This window comes from Pseudomonas sp. B19(2017) (assembly GCF_002113165.1).
GTDB lineage: Bacteria > Pseudomonadota > Gammaproteobacteria > Pseudomonadales > Pseudomonadaceae > Aquipseudomonas.
Window position 1 is genome coordinate 63,917 of the sequence record NZ_NEJR01000007.1, and the last position, 16,028, is coordinate 79,944.

The following is a 16,028-nucleotide window of genomic DNA, read 5'->3' on the forward strand; positions in this document are numbered from 1 at the left end:
CAACATGCTCTGGGCCTGCATCCTGTTCCCCCAGCTGGCGCTGGACACGGTCCTGCGTGAGCGTGACGACCCCGATACCCCTCTGGTGCTGCTTGGCGGGCCGACCCAGCGACGCGTACTGCAGGCGGTCAACCCGGCGGCGGCCGCGCTCGGCCTGCGGGCCGGGCAGACCCTGACGGCGGCGCGTGCGCTGGCCGATGGCTTCAGCTGTGTCGAAGCCGACCCCAGGCGCATCGACCAGGTGCAGCAGTTGCTGGCGGCATGGGCCTACCGCTTCAGTGCCCAGGTCAGCCTGCACTACCCACGGGCGCTGTTGCTGGAGGTGGGCTCCAGCCTGCAACTGTTCGGCCCGTGGCCGCTGTTCGAGGCACGCCTGCGCCAGGAACTGGCGGAACTGGGCTTGCGCCAACGCATCGTGCTGGCCAGCAACCCGGTGGCGGCGCGCATGCTCGCCAACGGCCACGATGGCCTGGCCGTAAGCGATGCCGACGCCACCCGTGCGGCGCTGCTGGGCATGCCCATCGAGCGTATCGGCTTGCCTGCGCAGGCTGCCGAAGCCTTTGTTCGCATGGGGCTGCGCCAGTTGGGCCAGGTACTGGCCTTGCCCCGTGACAGCCTGGCCAGGCGCTTTCCGGCCGAGGTGCAGTTACACCTTGACCAGCTGCTCGGCCTGCGCAACCTGGGGCTGGGCTTCTACCAGCCACCGGACCGGTTCGAGAGCCGGCTGGAGCTGAACTTCGATGTCGAATCGCACCAGGCCCTGCTGTTCCCGCTGCGGCGCATGCTCAACGACCTTGCCGCGTTCCTCGCCGGGCGTGACTGTGGCGTGCAGCGTTTCTGCCTGTACCTGGAGCACGCCGAAGGGCCGGATACCGTGCTGAAGGTAGGCCTGCTGGCCGCCGAACGCGACGCCGCGATGCTGTTCGAACTGGCGCGCGGGCGCCTGGAGCCGCTGCGCATTCCCGCACCGGTGCGCAACCTGCGGCTGGTCGCCGAGGACCTGCCACCCTTCGTGCCGCAACACCAGGCGTTGTTCGATCCGCGTGCGCAACAGGCGCAACCCTGGGAGCAATTGCGCGAACGGCTGCGTGCCCGCCTGGGTGATGAGGCGGTCAAGGGCCTGAGCGCGGCAGCCGATCATCGCCCCGAATGTGCCTGGCAAGCGCTAGAGCAGGGGGCCCAGGGCAACATGCCGGTGGCCCCTGGCAGCCGCCCTGGCTGGCTGCTGTCGGCCCCCGTGGCACTGGACGAAGCCGGCTATCGCGTGCAAGGCCATGCCGAACGTATCGAGTCGGGCTGGTGGGATGGCGGCGATGTGCGCCGCGACTATTACCGCATCGAGACCCGTGATGGCCTGCGCGGTTGGGCCTACCGCGATCTGAGCAACGCCGGCCCGTTGTGGCTGCAGGGCTGGTTCGCATGAGCACCCCGGGTTATGCCGAGCTGCATTGCCTGTCCAACTTCAGTTTCCAGCGCGGCGCGTCGAGCGCCGACGAGCTGTTCCGGCGCGCGCGTGAACAGGGCTACCAGGCGCTGGCGATCACCGATGAATGCACCCTGGCTGGCATTGTCCGGGCCTGGCAAGCAGCGAAGGAACACCAGCTGCGGCTGATCGTGGGCAGTGAAGTGCAGTTGCAGGACGGCCCCAGGCTGGTGCTGCTGGTGCAGGACCTGGCCGGCTACCAGAACCTGTGCGCGCTGATCACCCGGGCCCGGCGACGGGCGCAGAAGGGCGAGTACCAACTGTTTCGCGATGACCTGCAGCAGCACCATCAGGGCTTGCTGGCCTTGTGGGTAGCCGATGACAGCGGCGATGCCGCCCCCGGGCAATGGCTGCGCAACGTGTTCGGCGAGCGCCTGTGGCTGGCCGTGCACCTGCACCGTGGCAGTGACGATACCTTGCGCCTTGAACGCTTGCGCGGCCTGGCGGCCACGGTCGGCATCCGCGCCGTGGCCTGTGGCGACGTGCACATGCACGTGCGCGGTCGCCGCGCCTTGCAGGATTGCATGACTGCCATTCGCCAACATTGCCTGGTGGCCGAGGCCGGGCGCTTCCTGTTTGCCAATGGCGAGCGGCACCTGCGCAGCCAGGCGCAACTGGGCGAACTCTATCCCACCGACCTGCTGGCCGAGACCCTGGCCATCGCAGCGCGCTGCCAGTTCGAATTGAGCGAGTTGAAATATCAGTATCCATGCGAACTGGTGCCCCAGGGGCATACCCCGGCAAGCTGGTTGCGCGAATTGTGCCAGCAGGGTTTGCCGTTGCGCTGGCCAGAAGGGCCGAGCAGCATGGTGCGGGAGGTGCTGGCCAAGGAGCTGGCGCTGATCGACGAGCTGGGCTACGAAAGCTACTTCCTGACAGTGCATGACATCGTCGCCTTCGCCCGTAGCCAGCGCATCCTGTGCCAGGGGCGGGGGTCGGCTGCCAACTCGGTGGTGTGCTTCGTGCTAGGCATCACCGAGCTCGACCCCATGCAACACCACCTGCTGTTCGAGCGTTTCCTGTCGCGCGAGCGCAACGAGCCACCAGACATTGACGTGGACTTCGAGCACGACCGGCGCGAGGAGGTGATCCAGTATGTATTCCGTCGCTACGGCCGGCACCAGGCGGCGCTCACGGCGGTGGTCAACACCTACCATGCTGCCGGTGCGGTGCGGGATGTGGCACGGGTGCTGGGGCTGCCCGCCGACCAGGTGGACGCCCTGGCCAAATGCTGTGGCCGCTGGAGCGATCGCATACCCGATGACCAGCGCCTGGCCGAGGCCGGTTTCGAGGCTGGCAGCCCTTCGCTGCGCCGGGTGTTGGTGCTGGCCGGCGAACTGATCGGCTTCCCGCGGCACCTGTCCCAGCACCCGGGCGGTTTCGTCATCTCGCAGCAACCCCTGGACGAACTGGTACCGGTGGAAAACGCCGCGATGCCGGAGCGCACGGTGATCCAGTGGGACAAGGACGACCTGGACATGGTCGGCCTGCTCAAGGTCGACGTGCTGGCGCTGGGCATGCTCAGCGCCTTGCGCCGTTGCTTCGACCTGCTGCAACGCCACCGTGGCCGTCACCTGACCCTGGCGACCATCCCCGGCGAAGACCCGGCCACCTACGCCATGATCAGCCGTGCCGAGACCATGGGTGTGTTCCAGATCGAGTCCCGCGCGCAAATGGCCATGCTGCCGCGGCTGCGGCCCGCAACGTTCTACGACCTGGTCATCGAGGTAGCCATCGTCCGCCCCGGGCCGATCCAGGGCGACATGGTCCACCCTTACCTGCGCCGGCGCCTGAAGCAGGAACCGGTGACGTACCCCTCGCCGCAACTGAAGGCCGTGTTCGAGCGCACCCTGGGCGTGCCGCTGTTCCAGGAGCAGGTGATGGAACTGGCGATGGTCGCGGCCGACTACACCCCTGGCGAGGCTGACCAGTTGCGCCGCAGCATGGCCGCCTGGAAGCGCCACGGCGGCCTGGAGCCGCACCGCGAGCGGCTGGTGCAGGGCATGTTGCGCAATGGTTACGACCTAGCGTTTGCCGAGCGCATCTTCGAACAGATCAAGGGCTTTGGCAGTTATGGTTTTCCGGAATCGCACGCGGCCAGCTTTGCCTTGTTGTGTTATGCCAGCAGCTGGCTCAAGTGCCATGAACCGGCAATTTTCACCTGTGCGCTGATCAACAGCTGGCCCATGGGCTTCTACAGCCCCGACCAGTTGCTGCAAGAGGCCCGGCGCCAGGGTATCGAGGTCAGGCCGGTGGATGTGTGCCACAGTGACTGGGACTGCACGCTCGAGCCGGAGCCTGGAGATGCCCTGGCCATTCGCATGGGTTTGCGCCTGGTGCGTGGTCTTGCCGAGGCCGATGCCAGGCGTCTGGCGCAGGCGCGGGCGCAGCGGCCATGGCGCGATGTCGAAGACCTGTGCCTGCGTGCCGGGCTCGACGCGCGTGCCCGCGCCCACCTGGCCGATGCCGGCGCGCTGCGCGGCTTGGCCAGCGATCGGCACCAGGCGCGCTGGCAGGTGGCGGCGGTGCAGCCGCAACTGCCTTTGTTCGCCGACGTGGATGCCTTGCCGGAAAGCACCGTTGCACTGCCTGTGCCCAGCGTGGCCGAGGACCTGATGGCCGATTACCAGACCCTGGGTACCACGCTTGGGCCGCATCCCTTGACCTTGTTGCGCCCACGCCTGCGGGCGCTGGGCTGTCGCAGCTCGCGCGAGCTGCAGGGTGTCGGGCATGGTGACAACATTGCCGTGGCCGGGCTGGTGGTGGGCCGCCAGCGGCCCCAGACCGCCAGTGGCGTGACCTTCGTCACCCTGGAGGACGAGCACGGCATGGTCAATGTGGTGGTGTGGCGGGAACTTGCCGAACGGCAGCGGCGGGCGCTGGTGGGGGCGCAGTTGCTCAAGGTCAGCGGGCGGCTGGAGCAGGAGGATGGCGTGCGCCACCTGATAGCACGGCGGCTGGAGGATGTAAGCCCGCTGTTGCAAGGGCTGGACGTGCGCAGCCGGGATTTCCATTGATCCCCGGCACACCTGTAGGAGCGGCTTTAGCCGCGAACACCGGCGAAGCCGGTGCCATGCGCCGCGTTGGATTCTTCGCGGCTAAAGCCGCTCCCACAGGGTACCAGGATTGCTTGCGAATTCAGTTCTGTTACACCATCGCCAACCGCTGCTTGCGCGTCGGCGCCGGGAACGCCCGGTCGATCGCCCGCAGGTCTTCGCTGGTCAAGGTCAGCGTACCCGCAGCCGCATTCAACCGCACATGCTCGGGCGCCACGGCCTTGGGGATGGCTATCACCCCGTCATGCCGGGTCACCCAGGCCAGGCTGACCTGGGCCGCCGTGGCACCATGGCGCTCGGCGATTTCCGCCAGCACCGGGTGCTGCAGCAGGCGCCCGGCCTGGGCCAGCGGGCAGTAGGCCATGATCGGCAGCGCGCGCTTTTCGCACCATGGCAACAGGTCGAACTCGATGCCGCGCTGGGCCGGGTTGTACAGCACCTGATTGGTGGCGCAATCGGGGTTGTGCAGTTCGCGCAGGTCGTCGACGTCGAAATTGGACACGCCCCAGCGCTTGATCTTGCCTTGCTCGCGCAAGCGCTCGAAGGCCTCGACGGTTTCCTCCAGCGGGTACTGGCCACGCCAGTGCAGCAGGTACAGGTCGATGCAGTCGGTGCCCAGGCGAGCGAGGCTGCGCTCGCAGGCCGCCGCCGTACCACGCCGGCTGGCATTGTGCGGGTACACCTTGCTGACCAGGAACACATCGTCGCGGCGCCCGGCAATGGCCTGGCCGACCACTGCTTCGGCACCACCTTCGGCATACATCTCGGCGGTATCGATCAGGTTCAGGCCAAGTTCGATGCCTTGTTGCAGGGCCGCCACCTCGGCCGCCTTGCGGGCCGGATCTTCGCCCATGTACCAGGTGCCCTGGCCAATGGCCGGAACGCTCGAACCTGCCAGATTCACGTAACGCATGTCACCTCCGGGATGCGGGTATTGGAAAGCAGAACCTCAAGCAGCGCTTGCGCCGCCGTGGACAGCTTGTGTTCGCTGAGGGCGATCACGCCGATGCGCCGCTCGACCGTGGGCTCGACCAGGGTTACGCAGCGAGCGCCTAGCTCCTGCATCTGGTTGATGCACAGCGCAGGCACGGCACTGACCCCCAGGCCACTGGCGACCATGCGGCCGATGGTCGACAGCTGGTGGCTCTCGAAAGCCACCGCCAGCTTGCCGTGGCGGGCGGCCACGTTCTGCTCCATCAGCAGGCGCACCGCCGACGGGCGTTGCAGGGCCACGAAGTCTTCGGCCAGCAACTGTGCCCAGCTGACCTGGGGTAGCTGGGCCAAGGGCGAATCGGCCGGCACCACGGCGACGAAGCGGTCCATGTACAACGGGTGGAAATCCAGGCCATCGATGTTGTCCGGTTCGAAGCCAATGCCCAGTTCGACGCGGCGATGGCGCACCAGTTCCTGCACCTGTTCATTGATCACATCGTGCACTGTGACGTTGACCTTCGGGTAGCGCTGGCGAAATACCTTGAGCGAATGGGGCAGCAGGTTGCCGGCAAAGGCCGGCATGGCCGCCACCGAAACCCGGCCCAGTTGCAGGGTGAAACGCTGGCGCAGCATTTCTTCGGTGTCGTCCCAGTCAGCCAGCAGACGACGCGCCAGCGGCAACAGCACCTCACCCTCGGCAGTCAGGCTGACGCTGCGGGTGGTGCGGCTTAGCAGGGCGCCGCCAAGGTTTTCTTCCAGGGCCTTGATGGTCAGGCTCAGGGCCGGTTGCGAGACATGCAGGTGTTCACCGGCCTGGGCGAAGCTCTGGTACTTGGCCACAGCGACAAAGGCGCGCAGTTGCTTGACGTTCATGACTGGCCTGTTGGTTGTTTTGGAAAAATTATCAATCGATGATGAAAACAAAATTAACAAATCAGTCGCTTGCGGTGAAGATGTCCCCACACGCTCACCGACAGCCTCGTCGGTTCAACAACTACAAAAGGCGGATCAGCATGGCCGGACTGGACAAGCGCGTTGCAACTTATGAACAGGCCCTCGAAGGCCTGACCGACAACATGACGGTACTGGCGGGTGGTTTCGGCCTGTGCGGCATCCCGGAAAACCTTATCAGCGAAATCAGGCGCCGTGGCGTCAAGGGCCTGACCGTGGTCTCCAACAACTGCGGTGTCGATGGCTTTGGCCTGGGCGTGCTGCTGGAAGACCGGCAGATCCGCAAGATGGTCGCTTCGTACGTGGGCGAGAACGCCGAGTTCGAACGCCAGTTGCTGAGCGGCGAGCTGGAAGTGGAACTGACCCCTCAAGGCACCCTCGCCGAGAAAATGCGCGCCGGTGGCGCCGGCATCCCGGCCTTCTACACGGCCACCGGCTACGGCACCCCGGTTGCCGACGGCAAGGAAGTGCGCGAATTCAACGGCCGCAAGTACATTCTTGAAGAATCCATCACCGGCGACTTCGCCATCGTCAAGGGCTGGAAGGCCGACCACTACGGCAACGTGGTGTATCGCAACACTGCGCAAAACTTCAACCCGCTGGCGGCCACCGCCGGCAAGATCACCGTGGTCGAAGTGGAAGAGATCGTCGAACCTGGCGTGCTGCTGCCCAGCGAGATCCATACCCCGGGCATCTACGTGGACCGCGTCATCGTCGGCACCTTCGAAAAGCGTATCGAAAAGCGCACCGTCAAGGCCTGAGCGCCATCCACCAGAACAACAAAGAGATCCTGACCATGGCACTGACCCGCGAACAGATGGCGCAACGCGTCGCCCGTGAACTGAAGGACGGCTACTACGTCAACCTGGGCATCGGCATTCCGACCCTGGTGGCCAACTACGTACCCGCCGACATGGATGTGATGCTGCAGTCGGAAAACGGCCTGCTCGGCATGGGCGAATTCCCCACCGAAGGCACCATCGATGCCGACATGATCAACGCCGGCAAGCAGACTGTCACCGCCCGCCGCGGTGCCTCTATTTTCGATTCGGCACAGTCGTTCGCCATGATCCGTGGCGGCCATGTCGACCTGACCGTGCTCGGCGCTTTCGAAGTGGACGTACAAGGCAACATCGCCTCGTGGATGATCCCGGGCAAGCTGGTGAAGGGCATGGGCGGCGCCATGGACCTGGTAGCCGGTGCCGAGAACATCATCGTCACCATGACCCATGCCTCCAAGGACGGCGAGTCCAAGCTGCTGCCGCAGTGCAGCCTGCCGTTGACCGGCGCTGGCTGCATCCGCAAGGTGCTGACCGACCTGGCCTACCTGGAGATCGAAGACGGCGCCTTCATCCTGCGCGAGACCGCGCCCGGGGTGAGCATTGAAGAAATCATCGAAAAAACCGCCGGCAAGCTGATCGTGCCGGATGATGTGAAGGAAATGACCTTCTAACGCATCATGCGATCCTGCCCTGTGGGAGCGGGCGTGCCCGCGAATGCTACGGTGAATTTACCGACGCATTCGCGGGCACGCCCGCTCCCACAGGGTTTTGCGTAGTCTGGTAGTACTGCTTCACCTCATAAAACCAATAAAAGGAATTGAACCGTGGCCGCTGAAATCCAAGACAGCCGTTCCGCGCGCTTTGCCTTGCGCTGCTCCAACTGGGCCGAACGCTGGTTCCCCGATTCCTGGGTGTTTGCCGCCCTGGCGGTACTGCTAGTGTGCATCGGCGCCCTGGCCATGGGGGCCAAACCGACCGATACCGCCAAGGCCTTTGGCGATGGCTTCTGGAGCCTGATCCCGTTCACCATGCAGATGGCCTTCGTGGTCATCGGCGGCTATGTGGTGGCAAGCTCGCCGCCTGCCGCGCGCCTGATCGACCGCCTGGCGCGCATCCCTGGCAATGGCCGTTCGGCAGTGTGCTGGGTGGCGCTGATCTCGATGCTGGCATCGCTGCTCAACTGGGGCCTGTCGCTGGTGTTCGGCGGCCTGTTGGTGCGCGCCCTGGCCCGGCGCACCGAACTGAAGATGGACTACCGCGCTGCCGGCGCCGCCGCCTATCTGGGCCTGGGCGCCGTGTGGGCGTTGGGCCTGTCTTCGTCGGCGGCGCAACTGCAGGCCAACCCGGCTAGCCTGCCACCGTCGATCCTGTCGATTACCGGGGTGATTCCGTTCACTGAAACCATCTTCCTCTGGCAGTCCGGCGTAATGCTGGCGGCCTTGGTGGTGGTCTCGCTGGTGATCGCCTACGCCACGGCCCCAGGGCCGAACAGCGCGCGCAGCGCCCAGGACTGCGGGGTAGACCCCAGCTTCACCGCACCACCGGCACCCCAGCGCACTCGCCCGGGCGAGTGGCTGGAACACAGCCCGATCCTGATCCTGTTGCTGGTGGCCCTGGCCGCCGGCTGGCTGTACCAGGAGTTCGCCACCAAGCCGGCGATTACCGCCATTTCCGGGCTGAACACCTACAACCTGTTGTTCATCATGCTCGGTGCCTTGCTGCACTGGCGCCCGCGCAGCTTCCTCGACGCGGTGGCGCGTGCGGTGCCGACCACCACCGGGGTGCTGATCCAGTTCCCGCTGTATGGTTCGATCGCGGCCATTCTCACCCAGGTGAAGGGCGTGGACGAGCAGACTTTGGCCCACCACATTTCGCTGTTCTTCACCCAGATCGCCACGCATGACACCTATGCCGTGCTGATGGGCGTGTACTCGGCGGTGTTGGGCTTCTTCATCCCGTCGGGTGGTGGCAAGTGGATCATCGAGGCACCTTACGTGATGCTGGTGGCCAATGACCTGCAGTATCACCTGGGCTGGGCAGTGCAGATCTACAACGCCGCCGAAGCCTTGCCGAACCTGATCAACCCGTTCTACATGCTGCCGCTGCTGGGGGTGCTGGGTCTCAAGGCGCGCGACCTGATCGGGTTCTCGTTCGTGCAGTTGCTGGTGCACGTGCCGCTGGTGCTGGTATTGCTGTGGGCACTGGGTACGACGTTGCAGTACATCCCACCGGTGATGCCGTAAAGGCTGGGGCCGCTGCGCGGCCCAGCATTTCCCTGGCAGTCCACGTATGATGGCCAGGCTGCCTCCGCCTGGGAAACCCGTGTCACATGTCTATCCGATTGAAACTGCTGCGAAAGAAACTGGGGATGACCTTGGAACTGCTGGCCGACAAGACCGGCATGACCAAGAGCTACCTGTCCAAGGTCGAACGCGGCCTGAATACGCCGTCGATCGCAGCCGCGCTGAAGCTGGCGCGGGCACTGAATGTCAATGTCGAAGAACTGTTCGCCGAAGAGCAGCCCGGCCAGCGCCGCTACAGCCTGGTGCGCCATGGCGAGCGCCAGGCACTGGTGGGCGACGGGGCAGGGCCTGGGTACGCGGCCCTCACCAGCCAGGTCGGCCAGCGCAGCCTGCTGCCGTTCCTGATCCAGCCACCGTCAGATTTCAGCGACCCCACGTTCAAGGAGCACCTGGGCGAAGAATTCCTGTTCGTCCACGTCGGCCAGGTGGAAGTGGACTTCATGAATGAGCGTGTGCTGCTGGAGCAAGGCGATGCCCTGCATTTCAATGCCCAGACTCCGCACCGCCTAAGATCGGTGGGGCCGCTGCCAGCGCAGTTGCTGGTCGTGGTACATCACGCAGACGAGTAAAACGACGGCGGCGCACGCGCGCCCCAGGCTTTTGCCTTTCTCAGCCATGAAACACTGACGCCATGACAACAGCGCTCCTCTTCTCAATTCGCGCGTCGATATTTTGACGATGCTGCCCGTTGCTCATTGAATTTTATTATAGTGTCGAATCATTGACGCAATGTCAGGGTGCCCATAAGCTCAATTCAACAGCGAAACAACTCCCGAATACCGCGCCAACAACCAGTTGATTTTCCTCTTAAAGGAGGGGCGTATGCGCACGGCTCTGATTATCAAATCGATGTCTTTGCTGGTGTTGTTAAGTGGTGCGGCGCGCGCGGCGGATACGTATTTCAATCAGAGCAGTATCATCCCTGGTTCAACTGCAGGGTGGTTCTTTGCATTTGCTGTGGTTGGCTTTGTAGCAGTCGCCAACAGGAAAAATATCTGATTCCGCCAGCCTGGGTTCTACCCTTGATGCCAGCGGCCCGGGGTTTGGCTTGTCAATTCCCCAACCGTTGCTATATTGCCAGTAGCCCGTGCAGGTCCACGGTTGCAGGCAGCACAGCCCAGGCTGCACAGCGTCTAGGCAAGGCCTTCGGAAGTTCGAGGCCATCGCGGTTGGCGTATGCCGCGAAGCGGAGCGAGAGTTGGTGTGTTGTTCTCATTCAGTGCTCTTTGTCGGGCCTTTTCGGCCGGAGGGACCCTCATGGTGCGTTCAATGTTTGTCGCGTTCTGCATGCTGATGGTGTGGTCTGGTGCCGGTAAGGCCGACCCGAACAGTGCCGCCTACCTGCTCAGCCCTGGCGATGTGGTGATGGTCTCGGTGTGGCAGGAAGATAGCCTGCGCCAGGAGGCAACCGTACTTCCCGATGGCAGTATCACTTTTCCACTTGCCGGGCGCATCGATGTTGCCGGGCTGGATGTAACGGCTGTTGAAAAACAAGTGGCGGCCAAACTCGAGAAGTTTCTCCCCGACCCGAACGTCAGCGTTGTCGTCAAGAGCATCGCCGGCAACCTGGTCTATGTACAAGGCAAAGTGATCAAGCCCGGGCCGGTACAAATGGCGGGCCCTACCGCGGTGCTGCAGGCCCTGAGCATGTCGGGTGGCCTGGACAAGTTTGCCGACGAAAGCGAAATCAAAGTGGTACGCGGTGCCGGCACTTCCCAAAAAATCCTGCCCGTGCGATATAGAGACCTGGTGTCTGGCCGGGATATGTCCACCAACATCCAACTGCAGGCTGGCGATACGCTGGTCGTTCCTTGATCTTGCCTTTAATAAGAACACTTGATGCCTCTTCTAAGAACAACTGGTATTGCAACGGCAATCTTGGTGTTGCCGTTCACGGACACGGTCCTGGCAGCAAATTGGCAGTCTACAGTGGTGGTACCGACATCCGTCGAATACGACAGCAACCCCTTGCTGCTGTCGTCGGGTGAAAAGGGCATAACGCGCACGATCATCGCGCCGGATTACACCCTGATCGGTACCTTCGACCGTGACGAATTGAGGTTGGGGCTGGGTATGCATGTATTGCGCTCGTCCGACACGGCGGTGGTCGACAACCGTGAGGACCCGGATGTGAGCCTAGGCTGGCAGCGCCAGACCGAGCGCGGGCGATTCGGCCTGCTGGCGCGTTACAACGAAAGTTCGACGCTGTCGGGAACCGTGCTGGATACCGGCGTGGTTACCACGGATGGCACGCAAAAGCTGTATACGCTGACCGGCAACTGGAGCCAGGCGATTACTGAACGCAGCACCTTGAGCAACGAAACCACGTACAACCGCGCCCGTTACGACATCAGTACGCTGACGGGTTACGACGAACTGGGCAACGTGTTCACCTGGACCTACGCCTGGAGTGAGCGGGCTGATGTGTACAGCCGCTTTGGCGCCCGGCGCTATGAGCCCGAGCAGGACCAGACGGCGACGGCGTCCAACAGCTACAGCCCGGCGGTCGGGGTCAAGTACCAGTTCTCCGAACGCCTCAGCGCCGATGCGCATGTGGGCGTCACCGAAGTGTCCGGCGACGAAGGTGGCCGACGCGGGGAAGGTGGGGTTGCGCTGCTTTACACCGGTGTGCGCGCCGACGCCAGCTTCACCGCCGAACGCAGCACGGTGGCCAGTGCCGAAGGTGGCTTCGCCGAACTTGACCAGGTGCGCGGTGTGTGGAGTTACGCCGTCAGCGAGCTGACCCGGGTAGGCGCGGACGCTGCCTGGCAGGACAGCAAAGGGCAGACCCCCAACACCTTGCAGACTTACAGTGTGTGGGCCAGCCGCCAGTTCTCGCCGTACTGGGACCTGCGCCTGTCGCTGATGTACAAGGAACGGCAGCAGGATCACGAAGCTGATGCGAACGCTACTATCGTGGGTTTGACGTTGACGTACAGGTACCCCGACATCTGAACTTCAGGCAGGTGGCCCCATGAAGTCTGACTACGAGCTCTCCCTCAGAGATTACATCGCCATAATCAAGGACCGGGGCCTGATATTGGGGGTGAGCATCGTAGTCATCCTGGCCGCCACCGTCGCCGTCGCCGTGATGGTACCGCCGATCTACCAGTCGACTGGCACCATCCTGGTGGAGTCGCAGCAGATTTCGCCCGAGCTGGTATCGACCAACAACACCAGCTTTGCCGATGAACGCATCGAGGTGATTCGCCAGCGGGTGATGACCCGTGAGAACCTGCTGCGCATCATCGGCAAGTACAACCTGTTCCCCGACAACCGCTTCAGCGAAAGCGACAAGATCGACCACATGCGCAATGCCGTCGTGGTCGAGACCCTGACCACCTACGTACGCGGGCGCGGTGAAGCGACCGTGGCGTTCAATGTGTCCTTCGAACACAAGCAGCCGGAAGTGGCCAAGGAAGTCGCCGACGAACTGGTGACGCTGTTCCTCAACGAGAATCTCAAGCAGCGTACCGAGCGGGCCAATGAAACCACCGAGTTCCTCACTCAGGAGGCGAACAAGTTGGGGGCCGAACTGGCCAGCCTGGAAAACCAGCTGGCGGACTTCAAGCAGGCGCACGCCAATGCCTTGCCCGAGCACCAGACCCTGCGCATGAACATGCTGTCGCGCTCGGAGCTGGAGTTCCGCGAGGTCGACCGCGATTACAAGGCGGCCCAGGAAGAACTGCGTTACCTGGAACTGGAACTGTCTGCCGCCAGTGCCGGGCTGGCCACAAAGGCCGGCGAAGGGCCCAGGGCGGCCAGTGCCGAACAGCCTCAGGACCTGGCCAGCCTGAAGGCCGAATATGCCCAGCTGCTGACCCGCTACAAGGAAGCCCACCCCGATGTGGTGGCGGTCAAGCGCAGGATCCAGGCGCTCGAAGCCAGTGGCAGTCGTACGGCGGTGGCGTCCACGTTAGGCCTTGATGTCGCTCGCGTGCGTGCCAAGATGAGCGCAGCGCAAGAGCGTATAGCTTCGCTGGCCGAGCAGAAGCGCGAGTTGACCCGCAAGATGGAAGGCTACGAGGCCGAAATCCTCGAGGCGCCGCAGGTGGAGCGTGGCCTGGTGACCCTGATGCGTGACCACGACAACGCGCGCAAGAAGTACGAGGAAATCCGCGCCAAGGAAATGGGCGCGAAGATTACCGAAAGCCTGGAACAGGAAAACAAGGCCGAGCGTTTCGTACTGCTGGAACCACCGCTGTTGCCGGAGAAACCGATCAAGCCCAACCGCAAGAAAATCGCCGCGCTGGGTCTGGTGCTGGCACCGGCAGGTGGCGGTGCGCTGGTGATGCTGCTGGAAATGTTCAATCAGCGTATTCGCGGCGTCGGGGCCCTGGAAAACCTGCTGGGCAGGCGGGTGCTGGTGGCGCTGCCTTATATCGATACCAAGGCAGACGTGGCCAGGCGCAAGCGTTGGCGCAACTGGCTGATCCTGGCGGCGCTGGCGCTGGCGGCTATCATGGTAGTGCTGGTGCACGTGTTCTACATGCCACTGGATGTGCTGTTGATCAAAGTCATGTCTCGGTTTGCATAGGGAAGCAGTGATGGACAGGACCAAGCCGGCTGTTGGCAACAATCTTCACCCGGTCACCCCGGGTACCCCGCAGGCTTTGTCACCTGCTCCTGGCACGGCGCTGACGGAAGTGCCTGGCCAGTTCGATTATGTGAACACCAAGGTGGTGCCGCTGCGCGCCGAGCACCTGGAACGTCACCGCATCGTCGCCTACAACAAGAACTCCCACATGAACGGGCCGATCGACCTGCTGCGCACGCAGGTGCTCAGGACCATGGATGAAAATGGCTGGCGAACGCTGGCCATCACCTCGCCAACCCCTGAAGCGGGCAAGACGGTGCTGGCGGTCAACCTGGCCATGAGCATCGCCCACCACACCACCAAGACCGCGTTGCTGGTGGACTTCGACCTGCGTCGGCCCAAGGTCGGCAGCACCCTGGGCCTGCCCATGGACCAGGCGCTGAACGAGTTTCTGTCGGACGAGGCGCAACTGCAGGATTGCCTGGTCAACCCGAGCTTGCCTCGGTTTGTGGTGCTGCCGACGCGGGTACCGGTACCGTTGTCTACCGAAATGCTGTCGTCGCCCAAAGTGAGCAACCTGATCAGCGAACTGCGCAACCGCTACGAGTCTCGCATCTGTATTTTCGATTTGCCGCCGCTGCTCAGCTCTGACGATGCGATCACCGTGATACCCAAGTTCGACTGTGTGCTGCTGGTGGTGGCCAACGGTATGAACAACAAGAAAGAAATCGAGGATTGCCTGCATCACCTGGCCAGGGTGAACCTGGTCGGGACGGTATTGAACAAGGCCGACGAGCAGCCGCGGACATATTACTAGGCCGCTCCCACAGGTATGGCGTATTCCTTCAGCTGACGGGGCCCTTGTGGGAGCGGGCATGCCCGCGAAGCAGGCGACGCGGTGAATGGCACCGGTTGCACCGGTGTTCGCGGGCGCGCCCGCTCCCACAGGGAATCGCAGCGCCTTTCAAACCTCAGGTCTGCCGCGTGGCCCAGGGGTACTGCAACTCCCACTGCCACGCATGCCGCACAATTTGCTCCAGTGAGGCAAACTCCGGCCGCCAGCCCAGCACCTGCAGTGCCTTGCTTGCATCCGCCACCAGCCGTGGCGGGTCGCCAGCCCGGCGCGGCGCGTCCAGGGCATTGATTTGCCGCCCGGTCACCGCCCGCGCCGTATCGATCACCTGCTGCACCGAAAAGCCCAGGCCATTGCCCAGGTTGAACGCAGTGCGTTCGCCACCTGCCAGCAAATAGTCCACTGCCAACGCATGTGCCGCTGCCAGGTCGGCCACATGCACATAGTCGCGGATGCAGGTACCGTCCGGCGTGTCGTAGTCGCGGCCGAACACCGTCACCGCCTCACGCCGGCCCGACGCGGCTTGCAGGATCAACGGGATCAGGTGGGTTTCCGGGTCATGGCGCTCCCCCAACCGGCCTTCCGGGTCAGCACCCGCTGCATTGAAGTAGCGCAGGCACACCGACTTCAAGCCGTAAGCCCGGTCGAAGTCCTCGAGAATCTGCTCGACCATCCATTTGCTCAGCCCGTACGGGTTGATCGGCCCCTTGGCATGCGCTTCGTCGATCGGCACATACTGCGGGTTGCCGTAGACGGCAGCACTGGAAGAAAACACCAGGTACCTGATACCGGCATTTACCATGGCCTGCAGCAGGGCAAGGGTGGCCGCGACGTTGTTCTGGTAGTACTTGCCGGGCACGCTGACCGACTCGCCCACCTGGATGAACGAGGCAAAGTGGAACACGGCATCGAAACGGCAAACACCAAACAGCACATCCAGGGCGGGTTCGTCGGCGATGTCCAGCTTTGCCCACTGGACGCCGGGGCCGGGCGAGACCAGGTCCGCCACCACCACCTCATGGCCCGCAGCAAGCAAGTGCCTGACCATATGCGAGCCTATGTAGCCTGCGCCACCGACAACCAGAAACTTCATCCATGCCTCCTGGACTCTGCTGTTGTACAGCCGCGCT

The 16,028-nt window shown here is 63.6% G+C and carries 14 protein-coding genes; 11 read left to right on the top strand and 3 right to left on the bottom strand.

Features of this window, described 5'->3' with window-relative positions; all coding sequences use genetic code 11:
• The first annotated feature begins 4 nt into the window (after positions 1–4).
• Positions 5–1,423, top strand: a complete 1,419-nt coding sequence (locus tag CAF70_RS12220) for a DNA polymerase Y family protein (protein ID WP_085624867.1) — start codon at positions 5–7, stop codon at positions 1,421–1,423.
• The gene (locus tag CAF70_RS12225) at positions 1,420–4,500 is read left to right on the top strand and encodes an error-prone DNA polymerase (protein ID WP_085624870.1); all 3,081 of its coding nucleotides are present in this window, start codon (positions 1,420–1,422) and stop codon (positions 4,498–4,500) included. The genes CAF70_RS12220 and CAF70_RS12225 overlap by 4 nt, the downstream gene beginning before the upstream one ends.
• 130 nt (positions 4,501–4,630) lie before the next feature.
• On the opposite strand, the gene CAF70_RS12230 is transcribed toward CAF70_RS12225, so the two are convergent.
• Together CAF70_RS12230 and CAF70_RS12235 are read right to left on the bottom strand one after the other, a co-directional pair.
• Positions 4,631–5,452 carry an aldo/keto reductase gene (locus CAF70_RS12230; RefSeq protein ID WP_085624872.1) on the bottom strand — a complete coding sequence of 274 codons (822 nt, stop codon included), beginning with the start codon at positions 5,450–5,452 and terminating at the stop codon, positions 4,631–4,633.
• Positions 5,440–6,345, bottom strand: coding sequence for a LysR family transcriptional regulator (locus CAF70_RS12235; protein WP_085624874.1), 906 nt, complete (start codon positions 6,343–6,345; stop codon positions 5,440–5,442). Before CAF70_RS12235 ends, CAF70_RS12230 begins: the two co-directional genes overlap by 13 nt.
• Before the next feature lie 140 nt (positions 6,346–6,485).
• Here CAF70_RS12235 and CAF70_RS12240 point away from each other — a divergent pair, with 140 nt between their 5' ends.
• The 9 genes from CAF70_RS12240 to CAF70_RS12275 all read left to right on the top strand — a co-directional run bounded on the left by CAF70_RS12240 (position 6,486) and on the right by CAF70_RS12275 (position 14,862).
• Complete coding sequence (locus CAF70_RS12240; protein ID WP_085624876.1) at positions 6,486–7,184, top strand: CoA transferase subunit A; 699 nt, start codon at positions 6,486–6,488, stop codon at positions 7,182–7,184.
• Between the two features lie 35 nt (positions 7,185–7,219).
• On the top strand, positions 7,220–7,876 hold the full coding sequence (locus tag CAF70_RS12245; protein WP_003260585.1) for a CoA transferase subunit B: 657 nt from the start codon (positions 7,220–7,222) through the stop codon (positions 7,874–7,876).
• Between the two features lie 153 nt (positions 7,877–8,029).
• On the top strand, positions 8,030–9,448 hold the full coding sequence (locus CAF70_RS12250; protein ID WP_085624878.1) for a short-chain fatty acid transporter: 1,419 nt from the start codon (positions 8,030–8,032) through the stop codon (positions 9,446–9,448).
• Between the two features lie 86 nt (positions 9,449–9,534).
• On the top strand, positions 9,535–10,077 hold the full coding sequence (locus tag CAF70_RS12255) for a helix-turn-helix domain-containing protein (protein ID WP_085624880.1): 543 nt from the start codon (positions 9,535–9,537) through the stop codon (positions 10,075–10,077).
• A 253-nt stretch (positions 10,078–10,330) separates the two neighbouring features.
• Positions 10,331–10,507 carry an EPS-associated small membrane protein EppA gene (gene eppA, locus CAF70_RS27700; protein WP_178076380.1) on the top strand — a complete coding sequence of 59 codons (177 nt, stop codon included), beginning with the start codon at positions 10,331–10,333 and terminating at the stop codon, positions 10,505–10,507.
• 258 nt (positions 10,508–10,765) lie between these two features.
• Positions 10,766–11,323: a polysaccharide biosynthesis/export family protein gene (locus CAF70_RS12260; RefSeq protein ID WP_085624882.1), complete on the top strand. Its 558-nt coding sequence runs from the start codon at positions 10,766–10,768 to the stop codon at positions 11,321–11,323.
• 24 nt (positions 11,324–11,347) lie between these two features.
• The gene (locus tag CAF70_RS12265; protein WP_085624884.1) at positions 11,348–12,463 is read left to right on the top strand and encodes a hypothetical protein; all 1,116 of its coding nucleotides are present in this window, start codon (positions 11,348–11,350) and stop codon (positions 12,461–12,463) included.
• 19 nt (positions 12,464–12,482) lie between these two features.
• Positions 12,483–14,045 carry a Wzz/FepE/Etk N-terminal domain-containing protein gene (locus CAF70_RS12270; protein ID WP_085624886.1) on the top strand — a complete coding sequence of 521 codons (1,563 nt, stop codon included), beginning with the start codon at positions 12,483–12,485 and terminating at the stop codon, positions 14,043–14,045.
• A gap of 10 nt (positions 14,046–14,055) precedes the next feature.
• Complete coding sequence (locus CAF70_RS12275) at positions 14,056–14,862, top strand: CpsD/CapB family tyrosine-protein kinase (RefSeq protein ID WP_085624888.1); 807 nt, start codon at positions 14,056–14,058, stop codon at positions 14,860–14,862.
• Positions 14,863–15,016: 154 nt separating this feature from the next.
• Here the strand turns inward: CAF70_RS12275 and galE are convergent, their stop codons facing one another.
• Positions 15,017–15,991: a UDP-glucose 4-epimerase GalE gene (galE, locus tag CAF70_RS12280; RefSeq protein ID WP_085624890.1), complete on the bottom strand. Its 975-nt coding sequence runs from the start codon at positions 15,989–15,991 to the stop codon at positions 15,017–15,019.
• Positions 15,992–16,028: the final 37 nt, after the last annotated feature.

Excerpts from the sequence above, each read along its gene's own strand:
- CAF70_RS12240 (WP_085624876.1), top strand. The coding sequence starts at position 6,486 with ATGGCCGGACTGGACAAGCGCGTTGCAACTTATGAACAGGCCCTCGAA.
- CAF70_RS12270 (WP_085624886.1), top strand. The coding sequence starts at position 12,483 with ATGAAGTCTGACTACGAGCTCTCCCTCAGAGATTACATCGCCATAATC.
- CAF70_RS12235 (WP_085624874.1), bottom strand. The coding sequence starts at position 6,345 with ATGAACGTCAAGCAACTGCGCGCCTTTGTCGCTGTGGCCAAGTACCAG.
- CAF70_RS12245 (WP_003260585.1), top strand. The coding sequence starts at position 7,220 with ATGGCACTGACCCGCGAACAGATGGCGCAACGCGTCGCCCGTGAACTG.
- CAF70_RS12230 (WP_085624872.1), bottom strand. The coding sequence starts at position 5,452 with ATGCGTTACGTGAATCTGGCAGGTTCGAGCGTTCCGGCCATTGGCCAG.
- CAF70_RS12225 (WP_085624870.1), top strand. The coding sequence starts at position 1,420 with ATGAGCACCCCGGGTTATGCCGAGCTGCATTGCCTGTCCAACTTCAGT.
- CAF70_RS12220 (WP_085624867.1), top strand. The coding sequence starts at position 5 with ATGCTCTGGGCCTGCATCCTGTTCCCCCAGCTGGCGCTGGACACGGTC.
- CAF70_RS12260 (WP_085624882.1), top strand. The coding sequence starts at position 10,766 with ATGGTGCGTTCAATGTTTGTCGCGTTCTGCATGCTGATGGTGTGGTCT.
- CAF70_RS12275 (WP_085624888.1), top strand. The coding sequence starts at position 14,056 with ATGGACAGGACCAAGCCGGCTGTTGGCAACAATCTTCACCCGGTCACC.
- galE (WP_085624890.1), bottom strand. The coding sequence starts at position 15,991 with ATGAAGTTTCTGGTTGTCGGTGGCGCAGGCTACATAGGCTCGCATATG.
- CAF70_RS12265 (WP_085624884.1), top strand. The coding sequence starts at position 11,348 with ATGCCTCTTCTAAGAACAACTGGTATTGCAACGGCAATCTTGGTGTTG.
- eppA (WP_178076380.1), top strand. The coding sequence starts at position 10,331 with ATGCGCACGGCTCTGATTATCAAATCGATGTCTTTGCTGGTGTTGTTA.
- CAF70_RS12255 (WP_085624880.1), top strand. The coding sequence starts at position 9,535 with ATGTCTATCCGATTGAAACTGCTGCGAAAGAAACTGGGGATGACCTTG.